Annotated in this window: 23 protein-coding genes; 13 read left to right on the top strand and 10 right to left on the bottom strand. The window is 38.3% G+C overall.

The window, feature by feature from the left end:
- The first annotated feature begins 290 nt into the window (after window positions 1-290).
- The 5 genes from KO505_RS16130 to KO505_RS16110 all read left to right on the top strand — a co-directional run bounded on the left by KO505_RS16130 (window position 291) and on the right by KO505_RS16110 (window position 3,149).
- On the top strand, window positions 291-1,085 hold the full coding sequence (locus KO505_RS16130; protein WP_216056481.1) for a haloacid dehalogenase type II: 795 nt from the start codon (window positions 291-293) through the stop codon (window positions 1,083-1,085).
- Between the two features lie 54 nt (window positions 1,086-1,139).
- Window positions 1,140-1,385: a Rho-binding antiterminator gene (locus tag KO505_RS16125; protein ID WP_216056480.1), complete on the top strand. Its 246-nt coding sequence runs from the start codon at window positions 1,140-1,142 to the stop codon at window positions 1,383-1,385.
- Between the two features lie 73 nt (window positions 1,386-1,458).
- Window positions 1,459-1,707 carry a DUF6868 family protein gene (locus KO505_RS16120; RefSeq protein ID WP_216056479.1) on the top strand — a complete coding sequence of 83 codons (249 nt, stop codon included), beginning with the start codon at window positions 1,459-1,461 and terminating at the stop codon, window positions 1,705-1,707.
- Between the two features lie 38 nt (window positions 1,708-1,745).
- Window positions 1,746-2,777 carry an alpha/beta fold hydrolase gene (locus KO505_RS16115; protein ID WP_216056478.1) on the top strand — a complete coding sequence of 344 codons (1,032 nt, stop codon included), beginning with the start codon at window positions 1,746-1,748 and terminating at the stop codon, window positions 2,775-2,777.
- Window positions 2,778-2,786: 9 nt separating this feature from the next.
- Window positions 2,787-3,149, top strand: a complete 363-nt coding sequence (locus tag KO505_RS16110) for a DUF2200 domain-containing protein (protein ID WP_216056477.1) — start codon at window positions 2,787-2,789, stop codon at window positions 3,147-3,149.
- Between the two features lie 40 nt (window positions 3,150-3,189).
- On the opposite strand, the gene speB is transcribed toward KO505_RS16110, so the two are convergent.
- Complete coding sequence (speB, locus tag KO505_RS16105) at window positions 3,190-4,131, bottom strand: agmatinase (protein WP_216056476.1); 942 nt, start codon at window positions 4,129-4,131, stop codon at window positions 3,190-3,192.
- 2 nt (window positions 4,132-4,133) lie between these two features.
- Window positions 4,134-6,044: a biosynthetic arginine decarboxylase gene (gene speA / locus KO505_RS16100; RefSeq protein WP_216056475.1), complete on the bottom strand. Its 1,911-nt coding sequence runs from the start codon at window positions 6,042-6,044 to the stop codon at window positions 4,134-4,136.
- A 266-nt stretch (window positions 6,045-6,310) separates the two neighbouring features.
- Here speA and KO505_RS16095 point away from each other — a divergent pair, with 266 nt between their 5' ends.
- Complete coding sequence (locus tag KO505_RS16095; RefSeq protein WP_216056474.1) at window positions 6,311-7,432, top strand: hypothetical protein; 1,122 nt, start codon at window positions 6,311-6,313, stop codon at window positions 7,430-7,432.
- 141 nt (window positions 7,433-7,573) lie between these two features.
- Here the strand turns inward: KO505_RS16095 and KO505_RS16090 are convergent, their stop codons facing one another.
- The 3 genes from KO505_RS16090 to KO505_RS16080 are packed head-to-tail and all read right to left on the bottom strand — an operon-like array spanning window position 7,574 to window position 10,762.
- The gene (locus KO505_RS16090; protein WP_216056473.1) at window positions 7,574-8,893 is read right to left on the bottom strand and encodes an alkaline phosphatase; all 1,320 of its coding nucleotides are present in this window, start codon (window positions 8,891-8,893) and stop codon (window positions 7,574-7,576) included.
- A gap of 31 nt (window positions 8,894-8,924) precedes the next feature.
- Window positions 8,925-10,127 (bottom strand): endonuclease/exonuclease/phosphatase family protein, encoded by a 1,203-nt coding sequence (locus KO505_RS16085; RefSeq protein WP_216056472.1) that lies wholly within the window; start codon window positions 10,125-10,127, stop codon window positions 8,925-8,927.
- Window positions 10,128-10,129: 2 nt separating this feature from the next.
- Window positions 10,130-10,762: a TetR/AcrR family transcriptional regulator gene (locus KO505_RS16080; RefSeq protein WP_216056471.1), complete on the bottom strand. Its 633-nt coding sequence runs from the start codon at window positions 10,760-10,762 to the stop codon at window positions 10,130-10,132.
- Window positions 10,763-11,425: 663 nt separating this feature from the next.
- Here KO505_RS16080 and KO505_RS16075 point away from each other — a divergent pair.
- The 3 genes from KO505_RS16075 to deoA all read left to right on the top strand — a co-directional run bounded on the left by KO505_RS16075 (window position 11,426) and on the right by deoA (window position 16,416).
- Entirely contained in the window at window positions 11,426-14,533 is a 3,108-nt protein-coding gene (locus KO505_RS16075; RefSeq protein WP_216056470.1) for a TonB-dependent receptor, read from the top strand.
- 149 nt (window positions 14,534-14,682) lie between these two features.
- Complete coding sequence (locus KO505_RS16070) at window positions 14,683-15,102, top strand: cytidine deaminase (RefSeq protein ID WP_216056469.1); 420 nt, start codon at window positions 14,683-14,685, stop codon at window positions 15,100-15,102.
- Window positions 15,103-15,111: 9 nt separating this feature from the next.
- Window positions 15,112-16,416 (top strand): thymidine phosphorylase, encoded by a 1,305-nt coding sequence (gene deoA, locus KO505_RS16065; RefSeq protein ID WP_216056468.1) that lies wholly within the window; start codon window positions 15,112-15,114, stop codon window positions 16,414-16,416.
- Window positions 16,417-16,516: 100 nt separating this feature from the next.
- Here the strand turns inward: deoA and upp are convergent, their stop codons facing one another.
- The 5 genes from upp to udk all read right to left on the bottom strand — a co-directional run bounded on the left by upp (window position 16,517) and on the right by udk (window position 20,540).
- Window positions 16,517-17,143, bottom strand: a complete 627-nt coding sequence (gene upp / locus KO505_RS16060; RefSeq protein WP_216056467.1) for a uracil phosphoribosyltransferase — start codon at window positions 17,141-17,143, stop codon at window positions 16,517-16,519.
- A 49-nt stretch (window positions 17,144-17,192) separates the two neighbouring features.
- Window positions 17,193-17,768, bottom strand: coding sequence for a thymidine kinase (locus KO505_RS16055; protein WP_216056466.1), 576 nt, complete (start codon window positions 17,766-17,768; stop codon window positions 17,193-17,195).
- 76 nt (window positions 17,769-17,844) lie between these two features.
- The gene (gene deoC / locus KO505_RS16050) at window positions 17,845-18,630 is read right to left on the bottom strand and encodes a deoxyribose-phosphate aldolase (RefSeq protein ID WP_216056465.1); all 786 of its coding nucleotides are present in this window, start codon (window positions 18,628-18,630) and stop codon (window positions 17,845-17,847) included.
- 9 nt (window positions 18,631-18,639) lie between these two features.
- The gene (locus tag KO505_RS16045; protein WP_216056464.1) at window positions 18,640-19,884 is read right to left on the bottom strand and encodes a NupC/NupG family nucleoside CNT transporter; all 1,245 of its coding nucleotides are present in this window, start codon (window positions 19,882-19,884) and stop codon (window positions 18,640-18,642) included.
- 14 nt (window positions 19,885-19,898) lie between these two features.
- Window positions 19,899-20,540, bottom strand: a complete 642-nt coding sequence (gene udk / locus KO505_RS16040) for a uridine kinase (RefSeq protein WP_216056463.1) — start codon at window positions 20,538-20,540, stop codon at window positions 19,899-19,901.
- 345 nt (window positions 20,541-20,885) lie between these two features.
- On the opposite strand from udk, the gene KO505_RS16035 reads away from it, so the two are divergent.
- From KO505_RS16035 to KO505_RS16020, 4 genes are all read left to right on the top strand, one after another.
- Window positions 20,886-23,423 (top strand): CotH kinase family protein, encoded by a 2,538-nt coding sequence (locus KO505_RS16035; RefSeq protein WP_216056462.1) that lies wholly within the window; start codon window positions 20,886-20,888, stop codon window positions 23,421-23,423.
- 81 nt (window positions 23,424-23,504) lie between these two features.
- Window positions 23,505-24,443 carry a polyphosphate polymerase domain-containing protein gene (locus KO505_RS16030; protein ID WP_252731831.1) on the top strand — a complete coding sequence of 313 codons (939 nt, stop codon included), beginning with the start codon at window positions 23,505-23,507 and terminating at the stop codon, window positions 24,441-24,443.
- Window position 24,444: 1 nt separating this feature from the next.
- Window positions 24,445-25,017, top strand: coding sequence for a DUF4956 domain-containing protein (locus tag KO505_RS16025; protein ID WP_216056461.1), 573 nt, complete (start codon window positions 24,445-24,447; stop codon window positions 25,015-25,017).
- A gap of 38 nt (window positions 25,018-25,055) precedes the next feature.
- Complete coding sequence (locus KO505_RS16020; RefSeq protein WP_216056460.1) at window positions 25,056-26,147, top strand: OprO/OprP family phosphate-selective porin; 1,092 nt, start codon at window positions 25,056-25,058, stop codon at window positions 26,145-26,147.
- Window position 26,148 lies beyond the last annotated feature (1 nt).

The raw sequence follows: 26,148 nt of genomic DNA, 5'->3' as shown, positions 1-26,148 counted from the left end.
CTTTTTTGGGGGCAGATCAAACTCGAAACTCGAAACTCGAAACTCGAAACTCGAAACTCGAAACTCGAAACTCGAAACTCGAAAGGTAACCGCTTTTATAACGATCAGTTCTTAACACCTATGAAATTAATGTTATAAATAACATTCATCTTGAAATTTATTGCTGTCTTTAATGGTCTGTACTGTTCGGGCTGATCTCTTTACGAATATAAGAGATTGGTCGTTTTGGTTTATTTCAGGCTATAGCCCATTTATATGCCTCAATACTTAATGTCATAGGAATTTTTATAATGCCCCGTCGTAACTCCTTAATACCTCGTTGTAACACTTTTATCGTAGGTTTATTGATATCAATAAGTTTAATGTCAGGCCTAGCGTTTTCTCAAGATTCAGATTTAAACAAGAAAATAAAACCTAAGGTGATCTTCTTTGATGTGAATGAAACTTTGCTTGATTTAGGTAATGTTGGGAAGTCGGTGTCTAAAGCTTTGGGTGGGCGTGATGAGCTTGTGCCTTATTGGTTTACGACTATGTTGCATTACTCTTTGGTCGGCAATGTGATGGGTGAATATAATAGTTTTGGTGAAATTGGTATTGCCTCGTTAGAGATGATTGCCAATCAACAAAATATTAAATTAACACCAGAACAAGCACGTATTGCTGTGTTAACGCCGTTTAGAGATTTGGAACCGCATAAAGATGTGGTTGAAGGGTTAAAGAAAATTCGTGCTATGGGTTATACCATGATCACTTTAACCAACTCGTCTGATGCGGGTATTGCGGCGCAACTTAAAAATGCTAATTTAGCGCAATACTTTGATGGTTCATTAACGGTACAAAATTTACAAATTTTCAAACCTGATTTAAAGGTGTATCAGTGGGCACAGAAAGAGATGAATGTTGCTCCTGAAGATGCAATGCTTATCGCTGCACACGCATGGGATATTGCTGGTGCGGATAAAGCAGGTTGGAAAACGGCTTTTATTTTACGTCCTGGAAAAGCGTTGTATCCGTTATCTGACAAACCAGATTTAACGGGTAAAGATCTTATTGAAATTGCTAACCAGTTAGAAAGCCAACATTAATATAATATTAATAAAGAGTTAAACATCAGCAGGGTATATGACAGGTGAACATTGATGATAAGTTGTAACGAATACGACTATGTTGAAATAGTTTGTATGTATAGATATCCGGTTAACATAACATTGAAGACGGGACTGATTATTGAAGGCATTGCCCTTGATACTCAATATAATGCTGAGCGTAAAGAATGTATCAAGGTGGATATTGATGATAAGGAAACTTTAATAACTTTGGCCAGTATTGCCATGTTAGAAGTTGGAATTGAGAACCCGCATTTTAAACAGATATTTTTTACTTAACGACTGGTTTAAATAGACTAGTATCAATGGGCAGTGACATGAATTTAAATATGACTCAAAAGGATACTTTACTATGATGACGATGGCACAATTAACTGAGTTTTTAGGCTGGGCTTCTGTGATTAATATAGCCTATTTATCGATAGCCACATTAGCGCTGGTGTTTATGCGAGGTTATATTTTTTCCATTCACAGCAAGTTGTTCGGTTTAGATGAAACTGACTTAAGTATGAAGTATTTTAACTTCTTAAGTAATTATAAGATCGTAACTTTAGTCTTTATGGTCGCGCCGTATTTAGCGTTAAAAGTAATGGGTAATTAATCGCTTTAAAATCTTCCAATTCAAAAGATGAGATGTAGATGAAAAACCTGTTATTGAAGCTAGCGTGTACGTTTATTTCTGTTGTTTTACTTAATACGCCAAGTTATGCCAGTGTTGATTTAAAAGGAACAGCTCTTAAAGAAAAAGCTGTTAAATACAATAAAGAGTTAGACGGGTTTGAATATCCGTTTGACGTTAAGACGTTTAATTTTAATTCGCAAAACCAAGATCTTAAAATGCGTTATATGGATATTGGCAATAAAGATGCGGCTAAAGTTATCGTGTTATTACACGGTAAAAACTTTTCTGGTTATTACTGGGAGCATGTCGCGCAAGACCTGTTAAGTAAAAAATACCGCGTTATCGTGCCGGATCAAATTGGTTTTGGTAAATCATCTAAACCGGATCTGTATCAGTATAACTTTGCGCAGTTAGCGTTAAATACTAAGTCTTTATTGGATAGTTTAGGTATTCAAAAATTTGACCTTGTTGGGCACTCAATGGGGGGTATGTTAGCCATTACCTTTGCGGTTAATTATAACCAAGCAGTTAATAAACTGATTTTGATAAATCCGATTGGTTTAGAAGATTACAGCCAATATGTAGAATATAAAGACATTAACTTTTTCTACCAGTCTCAGCTTAATACTACATTAGATAAAGCGGTGAATTATCAAAAGAAAAACTATTATGACGGCCAGTGGTCAAGTGAATACGAGCAACTTTTAATACCGTTAAAAGGTTGGTTAGCGGGAGATGATTGGAAAACGGTGGCTTGGAATAATGCGTTAACCTACGGACCAATCTTTTCTGAAAACATGGTGGCTAAGTTTTCTCAAATCACTAATGAGACTTTTTTGATTATAGGCACAAGAGACAAAACTGGGCCTGGTCGAGGTTGGTTAAAACCTGGGGTAACCAGAACCTTGGGCGACTATAAAATGTTAGGTAAACACGCTCAAAGCTTGATCAAAAACTCAACGCTTATAGAGTTGGACGGGTTAGGTCACATGCCAATGTACGAAGATTATAATGCGTTTCATAAAGCATTTAATCAGGCACTTAATTAGAGGCTGAATATGACTACTAAAACCCATGATGAAAAAATAGCTAAGTTGACCTTTACGTCGGTTTATCCACATTATGTGACTAAGGTGGAGAAAAAAGGAAGAACCAAAGCTGAATTACACCAAATAATAAGTTGGTTAACGGGTTATACAAACAAACAGTTACAACAATTTATTGAACATGAAATTACCTTTGAGCAGTTTTTTTTAAACGCTCAATTAAATGTGAATGCCCATTTAATCAAAGGCGTTATTTGTGGTTATCGTGTTGAAGAACTTGAAAATCCGTTAACTCAGCAAGTGAGATATTTGGATAAGCTGGTGGATGAGTTAGCTAAAGGAAAAAAGATGGAAAAGATTTTACGCCATGAGTAATCGATTTAATATATAAGAGTCAAAATAACAAAACCCACTTTTAAAGTGGGTTTTTATGTTTAACGGTCCATAAATGTAATAACTCTACACCTATGGTTGCAGCTGCAAGTGAGGTTATTTCTGCGCTGTCGTAAGCCGGGGCTACTTCCACCACATCCATTCCCACTAAGTTTATTCCAGCTAATGCTCGTAGTATCTTGAATACTTTATCGCTTGATAAACCACCACAAACTGGCGTGCCCGTACCCGGAGCAAAAGCCGGATCCAAACAGTCAATGTCGAAGGTTAGGTACACGGGTAAATTTCCAATCGTTTGTTTGATGGTTTGTACTATTTGTTCAACACTGTCGTCATTGGCTTGCATCGCATCAATCACTTTAAAGCCATGGTTTTGGCTTTTGTAATTGGTTCTTATGCCGATTTGAATAGAGTGTTCTTTATCTATTAAACCTTCGTTTGGTGCATGGAAAAACATAGTGCCGTGATCATATCGACTGCCATTATTGTATGTGTCGGTATGAGCGTCAAAATGAATTAATGCCATTTTGCCAAACTTTTTAGCGTATGAACGTAACAAAGGCAAAGTCACAAAGTGATCGCCCCCTAAGGCCAAAATTGTTTTATTGGCATTAAGCAGTTGGGTCGTGGCAACTTCTACTTTTTGGGTAAATTCGTCAGCATCACCGGTTGAGTAAACCAGATCCCCAGCATCAACCACATTCAATTTTTCAAATAGAGAAAACTGCCATGGATATTTTCTTCCCTCCCATGCCAGATTGACCGATGCTTGTCGAATGGCCGTTGGGCCCATACGAGCACCAGAACGACCAGACGTGGCCATGTCAAAAGGCAAACCTAATACCACTATATCCGCATCCGTATTTAGCGGATCAAAACATAAAGGCTGACGCATAAATGTCATGGCATTTGAGTAGATAGAATTATCTACCTGATTAAATAGGTTGTTTTGAACTGAGTTCATTATTAAAAATCTTCCAAATAAGTATAACCACGTAACCCTGCCACTAACTCTTCTAAAATTGGCTCACGTTGATCTTCTGGTAACTTAGTATTCACTAACTCTTCATAAGCGTCGGTAAATACATCAACGTCTAAGTGCACATAACTCAACATGTCAGCCACGCTGTCACCTTCGTTAATTTCTTTAATTTCAACTTCACCGTCGTCATCTAATAAAATGACGGCGCTGTGTGTATCACCAAATAAGTTATGCATATCCCCTAAAATCTCTTGGTATGCACCCACTAAGAAGAAACCTAATAAGTATTCTTCACCTTCTTTCCAAGCTGGAACGGGTAAGGTTGTTTCAATACCTTGCCCATCAACGTAACTGCCAATCGTGCCGTCAGAGTCACAAGTAATGTCTAACAATACTGCCCGTTTTTCATGAGAGCGTTCCAAGTTAGTCAGTGGTAATACTGGGAATACTTGGTCAATGCCCCATGAGTCTGGCAAAGATTGAAATAATGAAAAGTTTACAAAAAACTTATCCGCTAATTTTTCAGTTAAACCATCAATAATTGGACGGTGAAAACGATTTTTAGTATCCATTAATTGATGTAATTCATAACAAACACGTAAGTTAACTTGTTCAGCCCAAGCTCGTTGAGTTAGGTTTAACAGACCCATACCAAACTGTGTGTGTACTTCAGCAATGTCACTTTGAGTATCGTGATAAATTTCGATTAATGCTCTGTCATCATTGCGTTGGCTTAACTGTAACCAAGAGTTCCACATGTTTTTTAACAACAAAGGTGCATCCGTTTCGGCTTCTGGTATCACTTCTGGCTGATATGACTCAGCACCAATTACGTTAGAAATTAATACCGCATGATGTGCGGTTAATGCACGGCCTGATTCTGAAATAATCATAGGCATAGGCTCGTCATACATTTTACAAGTATCGCCAATGGTATAGACGATGTTGTTTGCGTATTCAGCCAAGCTGTAGTTCATTGAGTTATGAGACTGGCTACGTGTGCCGTCATAATCAATAGCTAAACCACCACCTACGTCCATACAGATAATACCTGCACCTAACTTACGTAATTCACAATAAAAACGCGCAGCCTCACTAACACCTAACCTAACATCACGGATGTTGGCCATTTGTGATCCCAAATGGAAATGCACCAGTTTTAATGCATCCAACATGTTGGCATTGGTTAATACTTTGATAACTTGTAAAACTTGTGAGGCAGATAAACCAAATTTAGATTTTTCACCACCACTTGCTTGCCATTTACCTTTACCTTGAGATGCTAAACGCACACGTAAACCTAAACGCGGTTTAACCCCTAACTTTTTGGCTTCGGTTAAAATCATGTCTAATTCAGACATCTTTTCTAAAACGATATGCACTTGGTGGCCTAATTTCTCGCCGATAAGTGCCAAACGTACGTATTCTTTGTCTTTATAACCATTACACACAATCACCGATGACGCTTTGTGCGCCATGGCTAATACCGCAAGCAATTCTGCTTTGCTGCCCGCTTCTAAACCTAGTTGTTTAGTTTCTTGGTTATGTTGGCTAGCAAGAATTTCATCCACAACTTCACGTTGTTGATTTACTTTAATTGGATAAACCAATAAGTATTTTTCTTGATAGTTATATTCTTTAATCGCGTTATTAAACGCGTCGCATAAACTATGCACACGGTGATGAATAATCTGCGGAAAACGAACCAACGCAGGCAAGGTTAAGCCTTTATCTTGGATCATTTTAGCTATAGTACTTAAGTCAACGGTATGTTCTTGGTTATCCACTTTAGGGGCTACATACACGTTACCAGAGTCGTTAATACCAAAGTATCCTTGGCTCCAGTGACGTACGTTATAACAAGCGCGTACATTCTCAAGTGTGTTTTTATTCAATGCTTTTCCTTGATAATTTAGATGTATCAATAGGTTTTAAAAATAGGTCGCGATTAGAATGGACTGGGCATTTAAAGTACAACAAAAAAAAATAGGCTTATTGACTAAAATTTTTTATTGCCCATTAAGTTAGATGCCTGAATTTAATGCGGGACGTGAAAAGAGCGTCTGATATAACATTTCGCGCTGGCTATATAGGTAATAAAACGACAATATAGTCGTGGTTAAATGTATGGATAAACTTCAAAGTCTGGAAAGTAAATATTATGAAATTGAAAATGTTGCTGTTAGTGATACTTGTGGTGTTAGTGAGTATGTATGGCATCTATCAAAACCCCGATACGGTAACTGATACTAAAGTGACACTAAAAGGGCAGTGGATCACCGAAACAAATGGTCAAGTGATGTTAGACCCACAAACATCAGGGCTGAAACATTGGCGCGGTAAGTTATTATCTATTTCAGATGGCAGCGCACATCAATCTCAAAGTAGTCAGTTGCATGTTATCGACCCTAAGTCTGCGGTTTTAGACGAACAAGTCATGTCCATGACAATGTCTGAAAATGTGACTAGCAGCTGCTTTGCACAATACCTTGCATATAAACCAGACTTTGAGGCGTTAGCAGTTGATCCAAATGACGATAACGTTGTGATTATTGTTACCGAAGACGCTCGCAGTATTGAAGGTTTATCTGCTGAATGTGCCAAACGTTATCAAAACTCAGGCTCAACCGATTTCCCGAGTTTATTAGTACGCTTATATATTCACGATAATAAATCAGTGGAAATGACACATGTACGTCCTTTGCAATTTGCTGCTGAATTTGAAGTCGGTAACTTCCCAAACGACGGTATTGAAGGATTAGCATTTGGTCAAGACAATCAATTATATTTAGCCCTTGAAAAAGACATACATACCCAGCCTAGAATCTTCTCCGTTCAGATCACAAAAGACTTTTGGAATACCGATGAATTTGCCAAGGTGCTAGATCCAGAATTACGATTACCTCAATTTACTGCGGGTAACCATCCTCTTAATGGTATGGACTATTTGGCAATAGATGATCATCCAGGTTATTTAATTGCCGCGGCAAGAAATGATAATCAGTTGTGGTTTATTGACCTATCTAAACAAAATCCAACCAAGATCATCACGTTGGATTTTATGGCTGAAACCAATGACAACAGTTGTGAGCCATGGGAGTTAATGGATAATTCTTCTTTGGAAGGTCTTGGTGTTATTGGTAGTACGATTTGGGTGGTTAATGACCCTTGGAAACGTAATTATCTGAAAAATATAAATTGTCCATCGAACCAAGCTAACTATGAAAAAATGGCCCCTTTGTTATTTTCACTGCCTGTTGCAGAAGAATGGATAAACCATTAACAAATTGAGTAACTATCGATTAAGTATGAAACCCTAGGAATAAAAAAAGGACGTTGATATTAGTATCAGCGTCCTTTTATGTTTTGTCACTGCCAGTATTTAAAAGCTTATGAAACTGGGGTGAGCGATTTAACTTTGTGGTTATCGACCAAGTAAAGTGAATATATTTTTGGCTATATCGGTATTATCAATGATGCCTTTAAACATGTCTGTATTTGCACCCATTGCAAAAACCTGAACATCTACACCTGTGTGTCCACTAGTTGTCCAGCCAGTATTGGTACGTTTATCAATAATGGCTTTAACGGCGTTATAAACCGGTGGGTTATATTCAAATGTCGACGTTTGTTGTTCTATTTTAGCTTGTTGTAATCTGTTCACCTCTTCATCCGAAACGCTAAAATGAAGCAATTCTTCAACGAATGACTTGGTGATATCAGTGGCTATTAATTTATTGGCAATAGACGTTGCTGACTCTGTCATGGTACGGAGAAATTCTGGATTCCATTCATATTTACCATCTGCCGCAATCGTTAAGCCACCAGTGCTGTGATCTGCCGTTAATATCACTAAAGTATCAGGATGTAATTTAACGTATTCTTCTAAGTATTCCATTGTGATAGCAAGATCGTTTATTTCTGTCATCGCAGAGGCAATATCGTTACCGTGTCCAGCCCAGTCTACTTGGCTCGCTTCAATTAACATGAAGTAACCATTGTCATTTTCTAGTTGTTTAATGGCGGCTTTCGTCATTATAGATAAACGATTAGGGTGTTTATCATCTAAAGCCCAAGGTAATCCAACTTTATCAAATAAACCAAGCACTGGCGTATTCGCTTTAAGGCTACCTAATTGGTCATAATTATCTACGTATTGGAATCCTGCAGTTTTAAACTCTTCTACAAGGTTACGGTCATCTCGGATAAAGTATTCCCAGCCGCCACCCAAATAGACATCTGCCTTTATACCATCATCGATATAGCTATTAGCGATCGCGTCATAGTTTTTACGACTTTCGTTATGGGCTAAATAAGACGCGGGTGTTGCGTGGTTAATTTGTGACGTCACCACGACCCCTGTTTTTTTACCCGTTAGTTTTGCGTATTCCAAAACGGTTTGAATTGGCTGTTTATTAACATCAACACCAATAGCGCCGTTATAACTTTTTATGCCAGTTGATAAGGCTGTTGCCGCCGCTGCTGAATCGGTAACATAACCTGATACACGAGCAGGGTAAGTACTTGCCATGCCCACTAAATGACGGTCAAAAACAGTTTCTTCAATCGTTTCTGTGGTTGGATCGTCATTATAATAACGGTAAGCCGTGGTATAAGCCGGGCCGGTTCCGTCAGAGACAACCATAATAATGTTTTTAACCGGTTGTGTTTTACTGACTTGGTTTTCATTACCACAAGCTGCAAGCAATAACGTCATACATGTGATCAGGAGCGTTTTTTTCATCTTAGATTCCAATATTTATGCACTGAATAATTTATGGCTTATTTAGGTCTAGGTCTAACCAAACTAATCGATGATCTGACGATGCACTTCGATCTTTAATTAACCTAAATAAACTATCGTCTTTTGTTGGCCAAAATACACCACTGTCTTTTACCGAGATCCCCGTAGTTGAAGGCAGCACGTAATCTACTCTCATGCCCCAAAAAGCAGTGTGATATTTGGCAAATTCATTATTAGGTTTGTGTTTTAATGCGCCGTTACTTTGCGGCATTACATCTTGAATACGAGAGTGAGCCAATAAATCGGCAATGCCTGTTTTAATGGCATTACCTTCATGGATAGTTGCATTTTGGTCGCCCATTAATACAAAGGACTTATTTACAGCAAGACCCCCTTTGTTACCTTGGTCATCGTAGATGTAAGAGGCATTGTTTGGCGTTATATAATCTGTCCAAAAACGAATTTCATCATGGTTGCGTTTGCCATTACGATCTTCTTTACCATCAAACACTGGTGGGGTGGGGTGACTGGCTAAAATATGCAGTTCTGAACCATTAACATTTACCGGGATATCCCAATGTGATTTTGATGATAAGCGGAAATTACTCCATGTTGTTTCGTTATGCCAAGGTTGTTTGGTGTCTGGGTGAAAAGGACGAAGTGCCCCCGGCATGTCTTTCCATTTAAAATGCTGGAAAGTTCTAATTTTACTTTCATCAATTGGGTATTTGGATAATAACGCCATCGCAAAATGACCAGGGAAGTGTCCATATCCGTAACCGTCAGCCGGTAATTGTCCAGCAATGCCATTGTTGTCTAGGTCATCACCAGAATTAACACCTGTGTTGACGGGGCCTTGATAATAATAGGGGTAATCAACAGCGCTTTGACCATTTTGACTTTGATTTAAATAGTTTTTAATAAAACTTAATAATGCCGCGTGGTCATTTGTATTAGTGTTTACGCCATTATCAAACTCATTAAGTAAGATAATATCGGGATTAACTCTTTGTATAATCTCAGCAATGTTTTTAATTTGTTGGTGATCAGACGCAAGGGCATCGACAAGGGTTTGGCCTGAGACCTCTGGGGTTTTACCTTTTTGATATGGCACATAATTTAGTGCTTCCATACTGACATTAAAGGTAGCGACTCTTATTTGGTTTGTTGTTTTTGCATTAACATTAAACATAAATAATATTGCCAGTAAGGTTAAAATATAAGTTTTGTTCATGACTATTTTAATCCGCAGCCGCGTAAAATGAGATCGGTTAAAAAGTTAATGACGGTTTCCACATCATCTTCTTCATAATCGGCCCGATTCATAATGGTTAATATTTGAGTTTCAAAGTCGGCATAATGCTGGGTTGACGACCAAATAAGGAAAATTAAGTGAACAGGATCAACATTCGCCATTTCACCATTGTCAATCCATTGCTGGAATAACTTGGCTTTTTCTCTTACCCACTTTCGTTGATAGGTTCTGGCAAATTCTTTTAAATGTTGAGCGCCTTGAATGATCTCCATCGCGTAAATCTTTGACGCTTCTGGATAATTAAAGGACATGCGGACTTTGGCATCAATAAACTTTTCAATTGCGGCTTTAGGGCCCTCTGAAGGATCAATATCACCTATGCCTTCATCCCACATTTCCAATGTGTGCTCTAACACGGCTTGGTATATGTTTTCTTTATTTTTAAAATAATAAAGGATATTAGCCTTAGGTAATTCAGCTCTATCAGCAATAGATTGAACGGTAGCGCCTTTATATCCTTGTAAAACAAATTCGGTACTAGCAGCAATTAAAATTTTATGCTGACTTTGTGCGCGAATATTACCGGTTTTTTTAGTCTGTGCTAATGTTGTCATGTGATTACTCAAACGCTAAATATTTCTAATTCAATGATACATATACTGAAAATAGAAATTGAATTTATGTTTTATAAATGTTGACCAAATAGTAAGTTTTTAGCGTTAAGGGGATCCTCCACCTTGGAACGCGGTTAACTGACATTTGAAATTAGGCGGCTACTATAAATGTTAATAGTATTATTTTAAAGCAGGTGGGGTTAACAAAATCAGGTTTTTACTCATGTTAACCATATTTTCCTCCCAAAAGTTGCCAGTCTATTTTATAACTTATTGTTTATATTGCTAAATATTTATTGTCCAAATGGTCAGAAGAATTGAAAACATTAATGAATACAAATATCTAAGTTAATTGACCTATAAATAATGTGCGATTGTGCTTTTAAGGAAAAAATAATTCACCTATAACCTTGATAAAGTGTAATTGTGTTAAGTTGTTGTATTTAAATAATAAATTTAAATTTATTTACAGTGTTAACTGGTCGTGCTTTATATTTAATTGAACTTTTCTAAAAAGAGTCGTTTTTTGTAATGAAACTTACATAAAAATCTGGTCTAATTTCGAACGAAATGAAAAACAGAGCAAGTGGTTAAGTTTTTTTAGCCATTTGACTCGATAATAATAATCATTACCAAATTAATAACTTAAACCAAGGAAATCAGATGAAAACTCATCGTCTTTCACTCATAACTGGCGCGGTAGTCTTAGCTCTAGGACTATCTACCTCTGTAATGGCAAATACAACTACCTCTGCAATAAAAGGTGTTGTAAACGGCCCACAAGGTAACGCTGCGATTGGAACAAAAGTAACCATCACTCACGTACCTTCAGGTACGACTAAAAATGCAATCGTAAATGCTTCTGGTATTTTCACTGCAAAAGGCTTACGTGTTGGTGGTCCATATAAAGTGACCTTAGACTCTGATACATTTTTAGATAAAGAAATTTCAGACGTATTCTTAACGCTTGGCGAAACAATGCCATTGTACGTTGATTTAGACGCTGCATCTGACTTGGAAACTATCGTAGTTACTGGCCGTCCGGTTAGTTCTTTTTCGAGTAACTCAAGCCCTTCTTCTCATTTTACATCTGACGATTTAGCATCAGCTCCAGCTATTAATCGTGATTTAAAAGACATCGTTCGTGTTGACCCACGTGTTTATGTTGATGATAGCCGTGACGGCGCTATTCAATGTGGCGGTGGTAGCCCAAGATTCAACAGCTTAACGCTAGATGGCGTAAGAATGAATGATGGTTTTGGTCTTAATGACAATGGTTACCCGACAACTCGTGTACCTTTCTCTTATGACTCAATTGACCAAGTATCAGTTGAACTTGCACCGTTTGACGTTACATACGGTAGCTTTACTGCTTGTAACATCAATGCAGTAACTAAGTCTGGTACTAACGAAATTCATGGTGGCGTATTCATGGATTACTCTAATGATTCACTTAAAGGTGATTCAATAGAGGGCGAAGACTTTATTCAAGGTGATTTCACTGAAAAACGTTATGGTTTCCATATTGGTCTTCCATTAATTAATGATGAATTATTCTTATTTACGTCTTATGAAAAATTAGACGGTAATGAAATCTTTGTTTATAACGGCGACGTATCTGATGCAGATATCGCACGTGTTCAAAAAGCAAGCCAAGACTTATACGGATATGATGCTGGTGGCATGCCGGCTAATATGCCTGTTGAAGATGAAAAGTTATTAGTTAAATTAGACTGGAATATCAGCGACGATCACCGTGCTAGTTTCATCTATAACTACAATGATGGTTTCAAATTAGATCAGTCTGACTCTTGGGGCAGAACGTTCGACAGCCACTTTTATGAAAAAGGTGCAGAATTAACCTCTATCGTTGCTTCACTTCACTCAGATTGGTCTGATGAATTAACAACTGAAGTACGCATTGGTTCAATGGAATTAGATAATCGTCAGAAGTCTTTAGACGCAGCAAGCGGCATGGGTGAAGTACAGATTTATCATGGTTCTACTACTATTTTCCTAGGTCCAGATGATTCTCGTCAATCAAATGAACTTTACTGGGACAACTTTACTGCTAAGTTCTTAGCTAACTACTACTTAGAATCTCACACTATTACTGCAGGTTATGAGTTTGAGTCATTAACAGCTTACAACTTATTCATGCAACACACTCAAGGTGAATTCCGTTTTAATAACATTGAAGACTTTGAAAATGGATTAGTAAATCGTATTTACTATAACAACTCTGCTGGTACGAGTAATCCTGAAGATGCGAGCCAAGAGTTCACATACAATGTACATACAATGTATTTACAAGATGAATATACATTTGATGACATCGATGCAACTGTGACATTTGGTTTCCGTCACGACTATTACACAAGTGATGACAAACCTCGTTACAACGCTGGTTTTGAAGCAGATTACGGTTTTGCTAATAACACGAACTTAGACGGTATTAGCTTATTCCAACCACGTATTGGCTTTAAATGGTCAGTGGACGATAACTTAGATGTTCGTGCTGGTATGGGTCTATATTCTGGTGGTAATCCTAACGTTTGGGTTTCAAACTCGTATTCAAACGATGGTCTAGTACAAGTAGCTTCTCGTGAATACAATGTAAACTTAAATACGGTTGACGGTAAAGTTGATTTATTTAACAACCCAATGGTTAATAACGGCAAACCTTTATTCGAAGTGCCACAAGCTATGTATGACTACATTGATGATTTACCTGTTGAAGGCGGTAGTGGTCCAGTTAATGCCATCGACCCTGATTTAGAACTACCTGCTGAGTGGAAATACTCGTTAGGTGCTACTTATATCACTGATGACAACTATATCTTCACTGCAGACTTATTAATTAACAAAAAAGTTAATTCTGCAATCATCACTGACGCTGGTATAGCTAAAACGACTGAAACTGCACCTGATGGTCGTCCAATGTATGAAGAAGTACTTGGTGGAAGCGGTACTTATGTATTGGCTAACAGTAATAAAGACGGTCAATCAACAGTATTGTCTTTAGGTATGCAAAAAGAGTTCGATTTCGGTCTTAAAGCAACATTTGGTTACTCTTACACAGATTCAGAAGATGCTAATCCTATGACTAGTTCAACTGCTGGTTCTAACTACGGTAACTTAGCAGTGTCTGATGCAACTGACCCACTAATGACTACGTCAAACTATGAGATTCCTAACCGTTTCACTATGTCTTTGTCGTATAAACTTGAAGAAACCGGTACGCGCTTCAGCCTATTCGGTTCAGCAAGTGAAGGTCAACCATACTCTTACACATACAGCAATTCTGATGACATGTATGGCGACGATAGCTGGAATGGTAGCCGTCAGCTAATTTATGTACCAGAAGTTGATGATTCAAAAGTTGTTTACACTTCAAACTTTGATAAAGCTGCATTTGATGCCTTTATTGCTGATAGAGGTTTAGAGCGCGGCGCAATCTCTGGTCGTAACTCTCAAAATGCTGAATGGCAATACAAGTTAGACTTGAAAATCAGCCAAAGCTTTAGCGGTTTCTCTGAAGGTCATACATTTGATGCTTTCGTAATTGTAAAAAACTTAGGTAACTTAATAAACGACGAATGGGGTATTACACGCCAAGGCGCGTTTGTTGGTAACCGTATGATCGAAGCTTCTATCAATGAAAGTGGTCAATATGTTTATGACAAATTCTATGAAGATAACGCTGAAGAAGACATCTATGTAGATGGTTCTTTATGGGAAGTTGTTATGGGTGTTAACTACAGATTCTAATATCGACTAGTTAATAACTCGATGAAAACCGCACTCTTTAGTGCGGTTTTTTTATGACCTAAAAATGTAACAAATATACAACAGTTATTACTTGACCATATGGTCAACAATGCTATTGTGTGGATGTAGAAATTAACCATTTAAGTATTATGACTGACTCAAAAATCACACTTCCCCAAGAGCTTGTTGATGCCGCTAAAGACGCATATAACAAGGCTTATGCGCCATATAGTCACTTTCATGTTGGCGCGGCAGCTCTGACTACAAAGGGAACGATTGTAAAAGGCTGTAATGTAGAGAATGCATCATATGGTCTAACCGTTTGTGCAGAAAGAAACTGCATTAGTAATGCGGTAATTATTGGTGAAACCCAATTTTCACTTATCGTTATTTATACCGAACAGGAGCAACTTACTCCACCTTGTGGAGCATGTAGACAAGTGATCTCGGAATTTTTTAAAGGTGACGCGCCTGTTGTTGCTTTGAATCATAAAAATCAACAAAAAGTATGGACGGTATCTGAGTTATTGCCAGATGCGTTTACACCACAACAGCTATTGGATGCTTAAGGATTAAACATGTTATTACCTCAAGAAATTATAAGAATAAAACGTGATGGTGGTGTATTAAAACAGCAAGAAATACAGCGTTTTGTAGATGGCTTGGTTGATGGTTCATTTTCAGATGCTCAAGTTGGCGCTATGGCTATGGCTATTTTTCAGCAAGGACTAAATACTGAAGAAAAAGTCATCTTAACCACTTCAATGATGCATTCAGGTGATGTACTGAGCTGGGAAGGGTTTGACCGTCCAATCGTAGACAAACATTCTACCGGTGGTGTGGGCGACAAAGTAAGCTTTATGCTTGCGGCTATTGTTGCAGCATGTGGCGGTTATGTTCCTATGATCTCGGGTCGCGGATTGGGTCATACCGGGGGTACCTCAGATAAATTAGAGAGTATTGCTGGATTTAATATACAACCGACAATACCTGAGTTTAAAAAAGTAGTGAAAGAGTTAGGGGTCGCTATTATCTCGCAAACCGATAACTTGGCCCCAGCGGATAAACGTTTATATTCAATCAGAGATGTAACAGCAACGGTGGAATCGATTCCATTAATCACGGCCTCTATCTTATCTAAGAAACTAGCAGCTGGCCTAGACACGTTAGTGATGGATGTGAAAGTAGGTAACGGTGCCATGATGACATCGTTAGCCGATGCACAAGCCTTAGCTGACAGCATTAGCAGTGTAGCTAATAATGCGGGGGTTAAAACCCAAGCTATTATCACAGATATGAATCAAGTATTAGGGGTGACTGCTGGTAATGCACTTGAGATGTATGAGACGGTTCAGTATTTAACTGGGGAATATTTAGATCCGCGTTTGCACGCTGTAGTGAAATCACTGGCAACAGCTATGTTAGTTAACTCTGGTTTAGCATTAGATACGGCGTCCGCTGAAAAACAAATAATTAGAGCTTTGGACTCTGGTAGCGCAGCAGAGATATTTGAAAAAATGGTTGCTGCACTTGGTGGGCCAACGGATTATTTAGCTAACCCTTGGTCATCGATGCAAAAGGCTAATGTGGTTGTTGATATTAAAGCGACTCAAGCGGGTTATTTATCACAAATGAACACACGTGATATTGGCATGTCGGTTGTTGGATTAGGCGGTGGGCGTACTGCGCCTGGACAATTGGTTGATCATACCGTTGGTTTTGATGCCATTTTACCTTTAGGTGAGCAGGTGTCGGTAGGTGATGTGATTGCACGTGTTCATGCTAAAGATGCTGATGCTGCAAAAGTCGCGGCTGAACAATATCTCGGAGCACTAAGCTTCTCAGACATTAAACCAGGGCTAACGCCAGTGATTTATAGTTAAATATTAGTCTCGAGCTGCGAGAGCCGAGATACGAGTTAAGATTCGTAACTCGGCTCTCTCCACTGATAATTAAAACTTAAAACCTTCCAGCCTTATAGCCCTAAAGCGTCCCGAAGATCTTATCCCCAGCGTCACCCAAGCCAGGCAATATATACCCATTTTCATTAAGTTGTTGATCAATAACCCCGACAAATAAATCTACATCAGGGTGGGACTTCTGTAAAACCTCAATACCTTCCGGTGCAGCTACTAAAAACAAAGCAATAATGTGTTTACAGCTTGATTGTTTAAGTAGGTCTATGGTTGCTACTGCTGTGCCGCCGGTAGCTAACATAGGATCAATAATGATGGCGGTTCTGTCCTCAATATCATTAATGATATTTTCATAATAAGTTTCTGGGTCTAATGTTTTTTCATCTCGTCGTAAGCCAACAACACTGATTTTAGCGCAAGGCAATATGGTCAACGCGCCGTCTAACATTCCTAAACCGGCTCTTAGAATCGGTACTAAAGTAGGTTGTTGTTTTGACAACATAGGCGCTTGAATATCACCTGACCAACAAGTCATGTCAACATTGGCCACGTCAAATTGTTGTGTGGCTTCTACCGTCAGTAATACCGCCACTTCTTTGGTCAGTTCTCGAAATGATTTTACGGAAATATTAACATCTCTTAACAGGCTAACTTTATGTTTTACTAAGGGGTGTTTGCTTTCGAAAACGGCCATGGGGAGTCCTTTTTAAGATAAATTAAAGAGTAAAGTGTTGGTTTATCGATCACCAAACCAATTGTTTAAAGTGGGCTCTGCATAGTGGCTCATATCGTTCATTGCCACCTACTTCGACTTGTTCGCCATCTTTGACTGCAACACCATTGGCATCTTGGCGAATAACAAAGTTTGCTTTACGGCCACAATGGCAAATGGTTTTTAGCTCAACTAATTTATCAGCCCAGGCCAGCAACGCAGCACTTCCAGAGAAGGTTTGCCCTAAGAAATCAGTACGTATACCGTAGGCCAAAACAGGAATATTTAATAGGTCGACCACGTCGGTTAATTGTTTAACCTGTTCTGTAGATAAAAACTGAGCTTCATCAATCAGGACACAATCTAGTTTTTGCTCTGTATGCATTTGTCCAATTTCAACAAACAAGTCTTTACTGTCATCAAATAAGAAAGCATCGGCATCAATTCCTAATCTGGAAGCAACTTTACCTTTAGCAAAACGATCATCGATTTGAGCAGTATAAATTGCGGTACGTAATCCACGCTCATGATAATTGTACGATGATTGCAATAAATGGGTGGATTTACCGGCATTCATCGACGAATAGTAAAAGTATAGTTGTGCCATGATTAGTATCTTTTTTTAGTTATTTTAAGCAGAAACATAAAGGTAGTATGAGTACCTGAGTGCACAGCGTCACATCTTAATAAGATTGAGTGGACTGCGTTTCGTTATTCACTTCACTTTTATGACCTAAGGTTTCTAATAGACTGGATAACAAACTACTTGCTCCAAATCTAAAATGTTCCGCTTGCGCCCATTCTTCACCAAGGATCTGATCAGCTAAAGTTAAATATACGTCTGCGTCTTGTGCATTTCTAACACCACCTGCTGGTTTAAAGCCGACATCAATGTTTTTATTTTTAATCACTTCTAACATGATCTTTGCCGCTTCTGGAGTGGCATTTACTGCAACTTTACCCGTTGATGTTTTTATAAAGTCAGCGCCTGCGTTTATGGCTATTTCACTGGCCCTTTTTATCAATTCTGGTGTTTTTAGTTCACCCGTTTCGATAATGACCTTAAGTTTTGCCTGGTCAACACAAGCTTGTTTACATACTTTAACCATATCAAAACCAATGTTTTCATTGCCATTGATCAACGCTTTATATGGAAAGACTAAATCTACTTCGTCGGCACCGTAGGCAACCGCAGCGTTTGTTTCTGCTAATGCGATATCGATATCGTCATTACCATGTGGGAAATTGGTCACTGTTGCAATTTTCACATGGGGAGTTTGTTGTGCTTTTAATATTTTTTTAGCCAAAGGGATAAACCGAGGGAAAATACAAATAGCGGCCGTTTCACCTGCCGGTGATTTAGCTTGCTGACATAATTTTATAATGTCAGCATCGGTCTCAACATTGGTTAAACTGGTTAAATCCATCAAAGATAATGCACGTTGTGCAACTGCTTTTAAATCAGACATTGTTATTTCCTACAGTGCGACAAAGAAGCCCGCAATAGCGGCGCTCATCAAATTAGCTAATGTTGCGGCTAACATAGCACGCATACCTAATCTTGCGATGTCAGGACGACGGCTAGGAGCCATAGAACCAATACCACCAAGTAAAATGGCGATTGAAGACAAGTTTGCAAAACCACATAAAGCAAACGTGATGATCACTTGAGTAACAGGTGACAAGGCGTCTTTAACTTCTACAAAGTTTACATAAGCAAAAAACTCATTAACCACGACTTTTTGACCAATGAAGCTGCCGGCCTGTAACATTTCATCTAAAGGTACACCAACAATAAAAGCAAAAGGTGCGAACAAGTAACCTAGAATAAATTCAATGGTAATACCGTCATAACCAAACATGCCTGAAATGCCACCAACGATGCTGTTTAACAGTGCGATTAATGCAATAAAGGCCAGTAACATAGCACCAACGTTTACCGCTAATTTTAAACCAGATGCGGCACCAGATGCAGCAGCATCAATGACGTTGGCTGGTTTATTATCATCTTCATCAAACGCTATGGTGGTTTGAACTATTTTTTCAGGTTCTTTTTCAGGGCAAATTATTTTTGCCATTAATAAACCACCAGGCGCCGCCATAAAAGACGCCGCAATAAGGTATTTTAATTCAATGCCAAGACCTGCATATCCAGCCATGATAGAACCAGCAACAGACGCTAAACCACCTACCATAACGGCAAATAATTCAGATTGAGTCATTTTGGCGATATAAGGGCGGACAACTAATGGTGCTTCTGTTTGTCCTACAAATATATTAGCAGTAGCAGAAAGGGATTCAGGTTTACTGGTCTTTAATAATTTTTGTAATGAACCGCCAATGATTTTTATCACCCACTGCATGACGCCTAGGTAATAAAGTACGGCTATTAAAGATGAGAAAAAGATAATGTTTGGTAAGACGCGAATTGCGAAGACAAAGCCAACACCGTTTGCAAACATGGCGTCGGTGCCTAATCCTCCAAATAAGAAGTCGATCCCTTCTTTGCCGCTGTCAATCACGCTTTGTACGCCAAAGGTCATAGACGATAAAACATCTTTACCAAAGGGTACATACAAGACAAACGCGCCAAGTAATATTTGAAGTGCAAAAGCGAGGCCTACGGTTCGGTAGTTGATTTGCTTTTTGCCGCTTGATAACGCATAGGCTATCGCTAATAACACGATTATGCCCAGTATTCCCCTAAGTGCTGCTAATTCCATGATTACCCTTTATTTTATTTTTGTGGTGGGAGTTGTGAAATTTGACGGATTTTGGCTTTTATAACTTCAATCGCCATTCTGTTTTTTCCGCCTCTTGTGACTACAATATCAGCCCAAGCTTTGGAAGGTTCTATGTATTGATAATACATAGGTCTTACGGTTTCTAAATATTGATTAGTGACCGATTCAACACTGCGTTGACGTTCAACTATGTCGCGTTTAATACGACGTATTAAACAGATATCTAACGGTGTATCCATATACACTTTAATATCAAACTGTTCTCTTAACTTTTTATTAGAAAGTAACAAAATACCTTCTACTAGTATTATTTTTGTTGGCGCGAACGTTCTGGTGATATTTGTTCTCGTATGAGTTTTGTAACAATACTCAGGACTTTCAATGGGTTCGTTATTGGTTAATTTTTCTAAATGTTTAGTTAATAAATCATGTTCAAAGGCATCAGGATGATCGTAATTAGTTTGGATGCGCTCTTCCATTGTAAGGTGCGATTGGTCACGATAATAAGCATCTTCGTATATGATCGATATCCCACCTTCGCCTAACTCTTCAATTAACTCATCATGAATAGTTTGAGCAAACAGTGTTTTACCAGATGCAGATGGACCTGCAATTGTAATAATAGTTGGTTTCAATTTCTTGCCTGTTGGTTACGCAGGTTCATAAAAATTCGATATTTAGGTTAGCAAATTAACCCAAAAACCGAAAAGAAATAAGTGCAATTTAGGGAATGATTTATCACTTAACGACGATTGTTATTAGTGCAATGACAATATCGACGCTGAGCCTAATTCAAATGATGATAAATTAACACAAGTTGACCATGTGGTCATGTTTTTTATAGGTAAATTATTTCGATTTATACAAACAATTAATACTCGATATTGTCGTTAATTTTCAAGTTACATTTTTCTTACACATTGTTTGCACCTTATGTTTTTAGTGTTAAAGCAACTTCAATTAAATTGCATTAATTTCCTATGACAAATAAACGTTTTGTATTTTACTCACTTACATTAATTACAAGTTTACTAAGTGGTTGCTCAGGCTTAACGGAAGACTCAGATACTTCGACTGAGGTCACTAACAGTGGCGCACTGGTTATAAATGAAATCGTGGCCAGTGCAAGTGACGGTGGTAGCGACTGGATAGAGCTATATGCCACAGAAGATATAAATGATTTATCCATCTACTCTATAGTTGATGACAGTAGCGCTCATGAACCACAGACATTACCCGCAGTATCTTTACTTGAAGGACAATTTATAGTTCTGCAAGCCATTGATGAAACTGATACGCCACCTGAAAATGGCTATTACGTTACCTTCAAATTAGGCAGCGATGATGCTGTCACCTTATATAAAAATGATGTTCAAGTTTCTCAATTAGATTGGGAGGAAGGTGAAGCACAGCAAGGCTTTAGTTTTGGTTTATATGAAGACGGTACGGGTGAAGCTCAAACATTGTCGCCTACTCAAGGCATGACCAATCAACCTGCCGATGCCACAACCGTGGTCACAAAATTAATAGACGAAGACGTAGCACTGCGTATTAACGAAGTCGTGGCTAAAAGCAGTGATGGCGGCGAGGATTGGATTGAGCTTTATGTAACGAGCAGCAGTTCAGTCTATTTAGGTGATTATCAAATTAGCGATGACAGTAATGAACCAATGTCATTACCTGATGTTACGTTAGCCTCTGGCGAATTTTATCGAATTTATGCCAGCACAGATGATTTAGGTGATGCACCAACAGTTGGATTTAAGTTAGGTTCTAGCGATACCGTTAGTTTGTATTCAAACAATGTCATCGTAGAGCAGTTTGCTTGGAAAAAAGGACAAGCTTTAATTGGCCACAGTTATGGCCGTTTTCCTGATGGCAGTGACGCTACTCATATATTAACCCCGACCGAGACGGCACAAAATGTTATTGCGACCCATGGTCCATTGGTGATCAATGAAGTGGTGGCAAGTGCTGAAAATGACGGTTATGACTGGTTTGAGTTATACAATAATGGTTCTACCAATATTCATTTATCTGATTATCAAGTGATTGATGAAAGTGACGATATTGCCCCTGTTACGTTGCCAGACGTTGAATTAATGCCAGGTGAATTCATAACTATTTATGCGGTTGATGAAGACCCAAATGATTATTACGTGCCATTTAAGTTGGGTAAAACTGACGAGTTAAACTTAATTCTAAATGATGACGTTGTGGATTACATTGATTGGGATGAAAGTGATGTGGTAACCGGTTTTAGTTATGGTTTAACGAACGACTCAGACTTTACCCAAGCATTTTTAACGCCAACCAAAGGCCGAGCAAACCAAGTTGCCAGTGCCTTTTCTCCCGATGTGGTTAATACACTTTCAATCACCATTAACGATGATAATTGGCAAGACATTTTAGACAATCCCCTTGATGAGGAGTATCACGAAACGAGCATAACCTTTAATGGTGTAACGTTAGACAGTGTGGCTATTCGTACTAAAGGTGGTTCAAGTTTAACCAGTGTGGCTCGTTCTTCTAGTGACCGTTATAGCTTTAAAGTTGATGTGAATGAATATGTATCAGGACAACGATTATTCGGTCTTAAAAAATTCACTTTGCAAAACTCGTTTAACGACCCGTCCTACATGCGTGAAGTTCTTGCTTATGACTTGATGGAGGAAGTGGGGGTGCCGTCACCGGAACATGCTTATGTAAACTTTTATGTTAACGGTGAGTTGTTTGGTTTGTACTTGATGGTTGAAGCGATAGACAGTGAATTTTTAGAAAGACACTTTGCCAACAGTAATGGCGACCTATACAAACCAGACGGCGTTGGCAGTGATTTGTTATGGATAGATTCAGATATTTCAAGTTACACCGACATTAATTTACAAACCAATGAAGACATAACAGATAACGGTGCATTCCTTAACTTTGTTGAACAACTTGATGAAGGCGCTACCGATGTTGTCAATGTTGATATGTTATTAAGGTATATGTCTGTAAGCACTGCGTTATCGAACTTAGACAGTTACCACGGAACATTAGCACATAACTATTACCTTTATGATCAAGATGGCGTGTTTACACTTTTACCTTGGGATTTTAATGAATCGTTTGGCACATTTACTCGTGATTGTAACGGGGTTGATATCAGAGAACTTTATATTGATGAGCCAGTAAGTGGGGCGTTGAGTGATCGTCCTTTGCTTGCAAATGTCTTTGCCGATCAAGATAACTTAGAGGTTTATCATCAATATTTAACCCAGCTCATTGAGGGATCATTAGCCAGTGACACATTTACAACCCGTGTGAACGAGATAGCGGATTTGATTCGTGAACATGTCGAAAACGACCCAACTAGCTTTTATGGCTCTGCCGCTTTTGAACAAAACTTAACGTCTAGTGTTAGCCAATTCTTCGGACTAACCGAATTTATGAATTACCGTATTAACAATATGACTGCGCAATTAAATGGAACCTTACCTTCAGCTGGAAATGGCAGTGGTTTTTGTTCTAGGTAATGTGGAATTTATATTTTCCTTCAGCAGCATCTCTTGGATAGGTGCTGCATATCTTTTCCATTACGATTAAGAGCAAATAACATGATAACAAGTCAATTACGTTTTAAGGATGATGATTATAGTGTGGAGACGGACGGTTCACTTTTAACCTTTGCGACTGAGCTGCAAGGACTCAAATTAAAACCGCAAGCGGTAGACATCTCAGAAGGGGAGCAAAAGCTACCTGAGCAAATTAGTGAGTTATTAACCAGCTTTGATGGTTATAAATTAAATGATCTGAACAATGCAAACTTGATGAATCGTGTAGATAGTAAGTTCATGTTGCCGTTGTCTTTTTTACCTCAATTGCTACAACAATTGAATGGCCACTATCGGGTGTTGGATATTAATGGGAAACGTTATTTTTCATATTCAAATCAATATCTAGATACTCCGGAATTAGATTTATATCAGGCACATCACAATGGTAAGTTGAATCGGTACAAAGTTCGCCGTCGCCGTTACGTAGACACAGCAACAGAGTACTTAGAGGTTAAACTTAAAAATAACCAAAAAAGAACCATCAAAACGCGTATTAAATTAACCAAGGACAACAATACTAATTTGGAAGGTAAATTAGACAGCACAGCGTTTATTGAACAACAAACCAAAGGTCAATTTTCCGATTTAAGAGTTACTCAACACAGTGGTTATCAGCGTATAGCGTTAGCTAATGAGGTAAAAGCAGAACGTTTAACCCTAGACTTTAATCTTTGGTACAACACGCCAGAAGGCGGTAATAAAGTGACGTTACCTGGCTTTTTCATAGCGGAGTTAAAACAGAGTAAGAAGTCAAAAAACTCTCCTTTTTATCAATTAATGAGTAAACACCACGTATTCCCCACTTCATTTAGTAAATATTGTATTGGCTGTGCTTTGCTTTACTCAAAAAGCGTCAAAGCCAACCAATTTAAACCCGTATTATCCCGTTTAACACAACTCAATCACCTAGATTCGCTATTGCCTGTAGAGAGTAAATAACATGACAAAATTAGACCTTATTTTCATTACCCGTTTTTTGGTTAACTTATTTTCGCTAGCCATTCTGTGTTACGGCTGTTATTTCCGCGTAAGTAAAAACGCGGTAGTGGCAGGTTCGTTTATTCTGTTTGGTGTGGGTGTGTTTATCATCACATTTTTGTTGCATGGCGCGGACATGTCAATGGAATTTGCCTTTGGTTTATTTGCTGTTTTTACCATGCTTCGCTACCGCACTGAGTCTATTTCAATTAAAGAAATGACCTATTTATTCCTTGTCACAGCCATTGCGTTGCTCACTTCGGTGGGGCAAATGAGCTTGGTTGATTTGGCTATTTTAAACGGCGTAATTTGTTTAATAGCTTTTATCATCGACTCCAGTCTATTTGTAAAACGTTATGAAATTCAAAGTGTTTGTTATGAACGTATTGAAAATATCACACCAGAAAATAAAGACACATTAATTGCCGATTTAAAATTAAGAACGGGTTTGAACGTTGTTGCGGTGGATATTGAACACATAGATTTTTTAAGAGACGTTGCTCAGCTCAAAGTCAGCTATTTAGCTGAAAGATAATAACGATACATAGACATAATTGAATGAGGTACTTAGATATGAAACTAAATCGGCCAATAACAATTTTACTATCGGTATTATGTGGCTTAGTCAGCGGGGCGAGTGTCGCTAAAAAAAACGATGATACAGACATTAGTGGTTATGTAATGTTCGGTTTTGACAAATTTGATGCTTCGTTTTTGGAAGGTTCTGAAGATGACGCTGTGTCTCAAACCTTATCTGGTATACGACGGGCGCGGTTAAGTTTTAAGACGGATATTGATGACAATTGGAAAAGTAAGTTCCAGCTTGGTTTTGCTGATGGCGAAACAGAAATAAAAGACGCGTATTTAGAATACGGAGGCTGGTCATTTGCTGACTTAACCATAGGTGTACAAAAAGAAGGGTTTGGTTTAGAAAAAGTCACGAGTTCACGTAACTTGTTAATGATTGAACGGAGTATGATCAGTGAAGCTTTTGCTCCTGGACGTAGTCTTGGCGTTAGTCTGGCTGGCGAGTTACCCTCATTATTCTGGCAGCTTGGTTATTATCAACCTGATGTTGAAGAGGCAACATCTGCACTAACCGGACGTGTTGCTTGGATACCATGGCAACAAGATGAGAACTTATTACACCTAGGCTTTGCATTTAGTGAACGTGAATATGAAGGTAATGAATTTAGAATAAATGAAACCTTAGAAGTGTACACCGCAGATTCTTTAATTGAAGGTGAAAGAATAAACGCAGACAACGTTTCGTTAAAAGGGGTAGAGCTGTTATGGATACAAGATAAATTTACCTTTATGGCAGAGTGGCAAAAGGCGGCTGTGACCAGCATTAGCCAAGTAAATAATGATTATGAAGGTAAGTACCTGCAATTTAGTTATCAATTAACAGATGGGTATCGTAAATATAAAAATGGAACGTTATCGAGTCCTTCTGAGTCTGGTTGGGAGTTAACTGGTCGTTATAGTGAGTTACTTCTAAATCAAGAAAACAAAGAAGCACAGACCTATGGGATTGGGATCAACTACAGCGTAAATAAAAATATCAAATGGATGGCTGATTATATTCAGGCAGATTATTTAGATATTGGAAATGATCTGGTATCAGGTGACGCCATCTCTTTACGTTTACAATATTCGTTTTAAT

This window comes from Psychrosphaera sp. F3M07 (assembly GCF_018860345.1).
Taxonomy (GTDB): domain Bacteria; phylum Pseudomonadota; class Gammaproteobacteria; order Enterobacterales; family Alteromonadaceae; genus Psychrosphaera; species Psychrosphaera aquimarina.
This window is presented reverse-complemented; position numbering and strand designations above follow the sequence as displayed.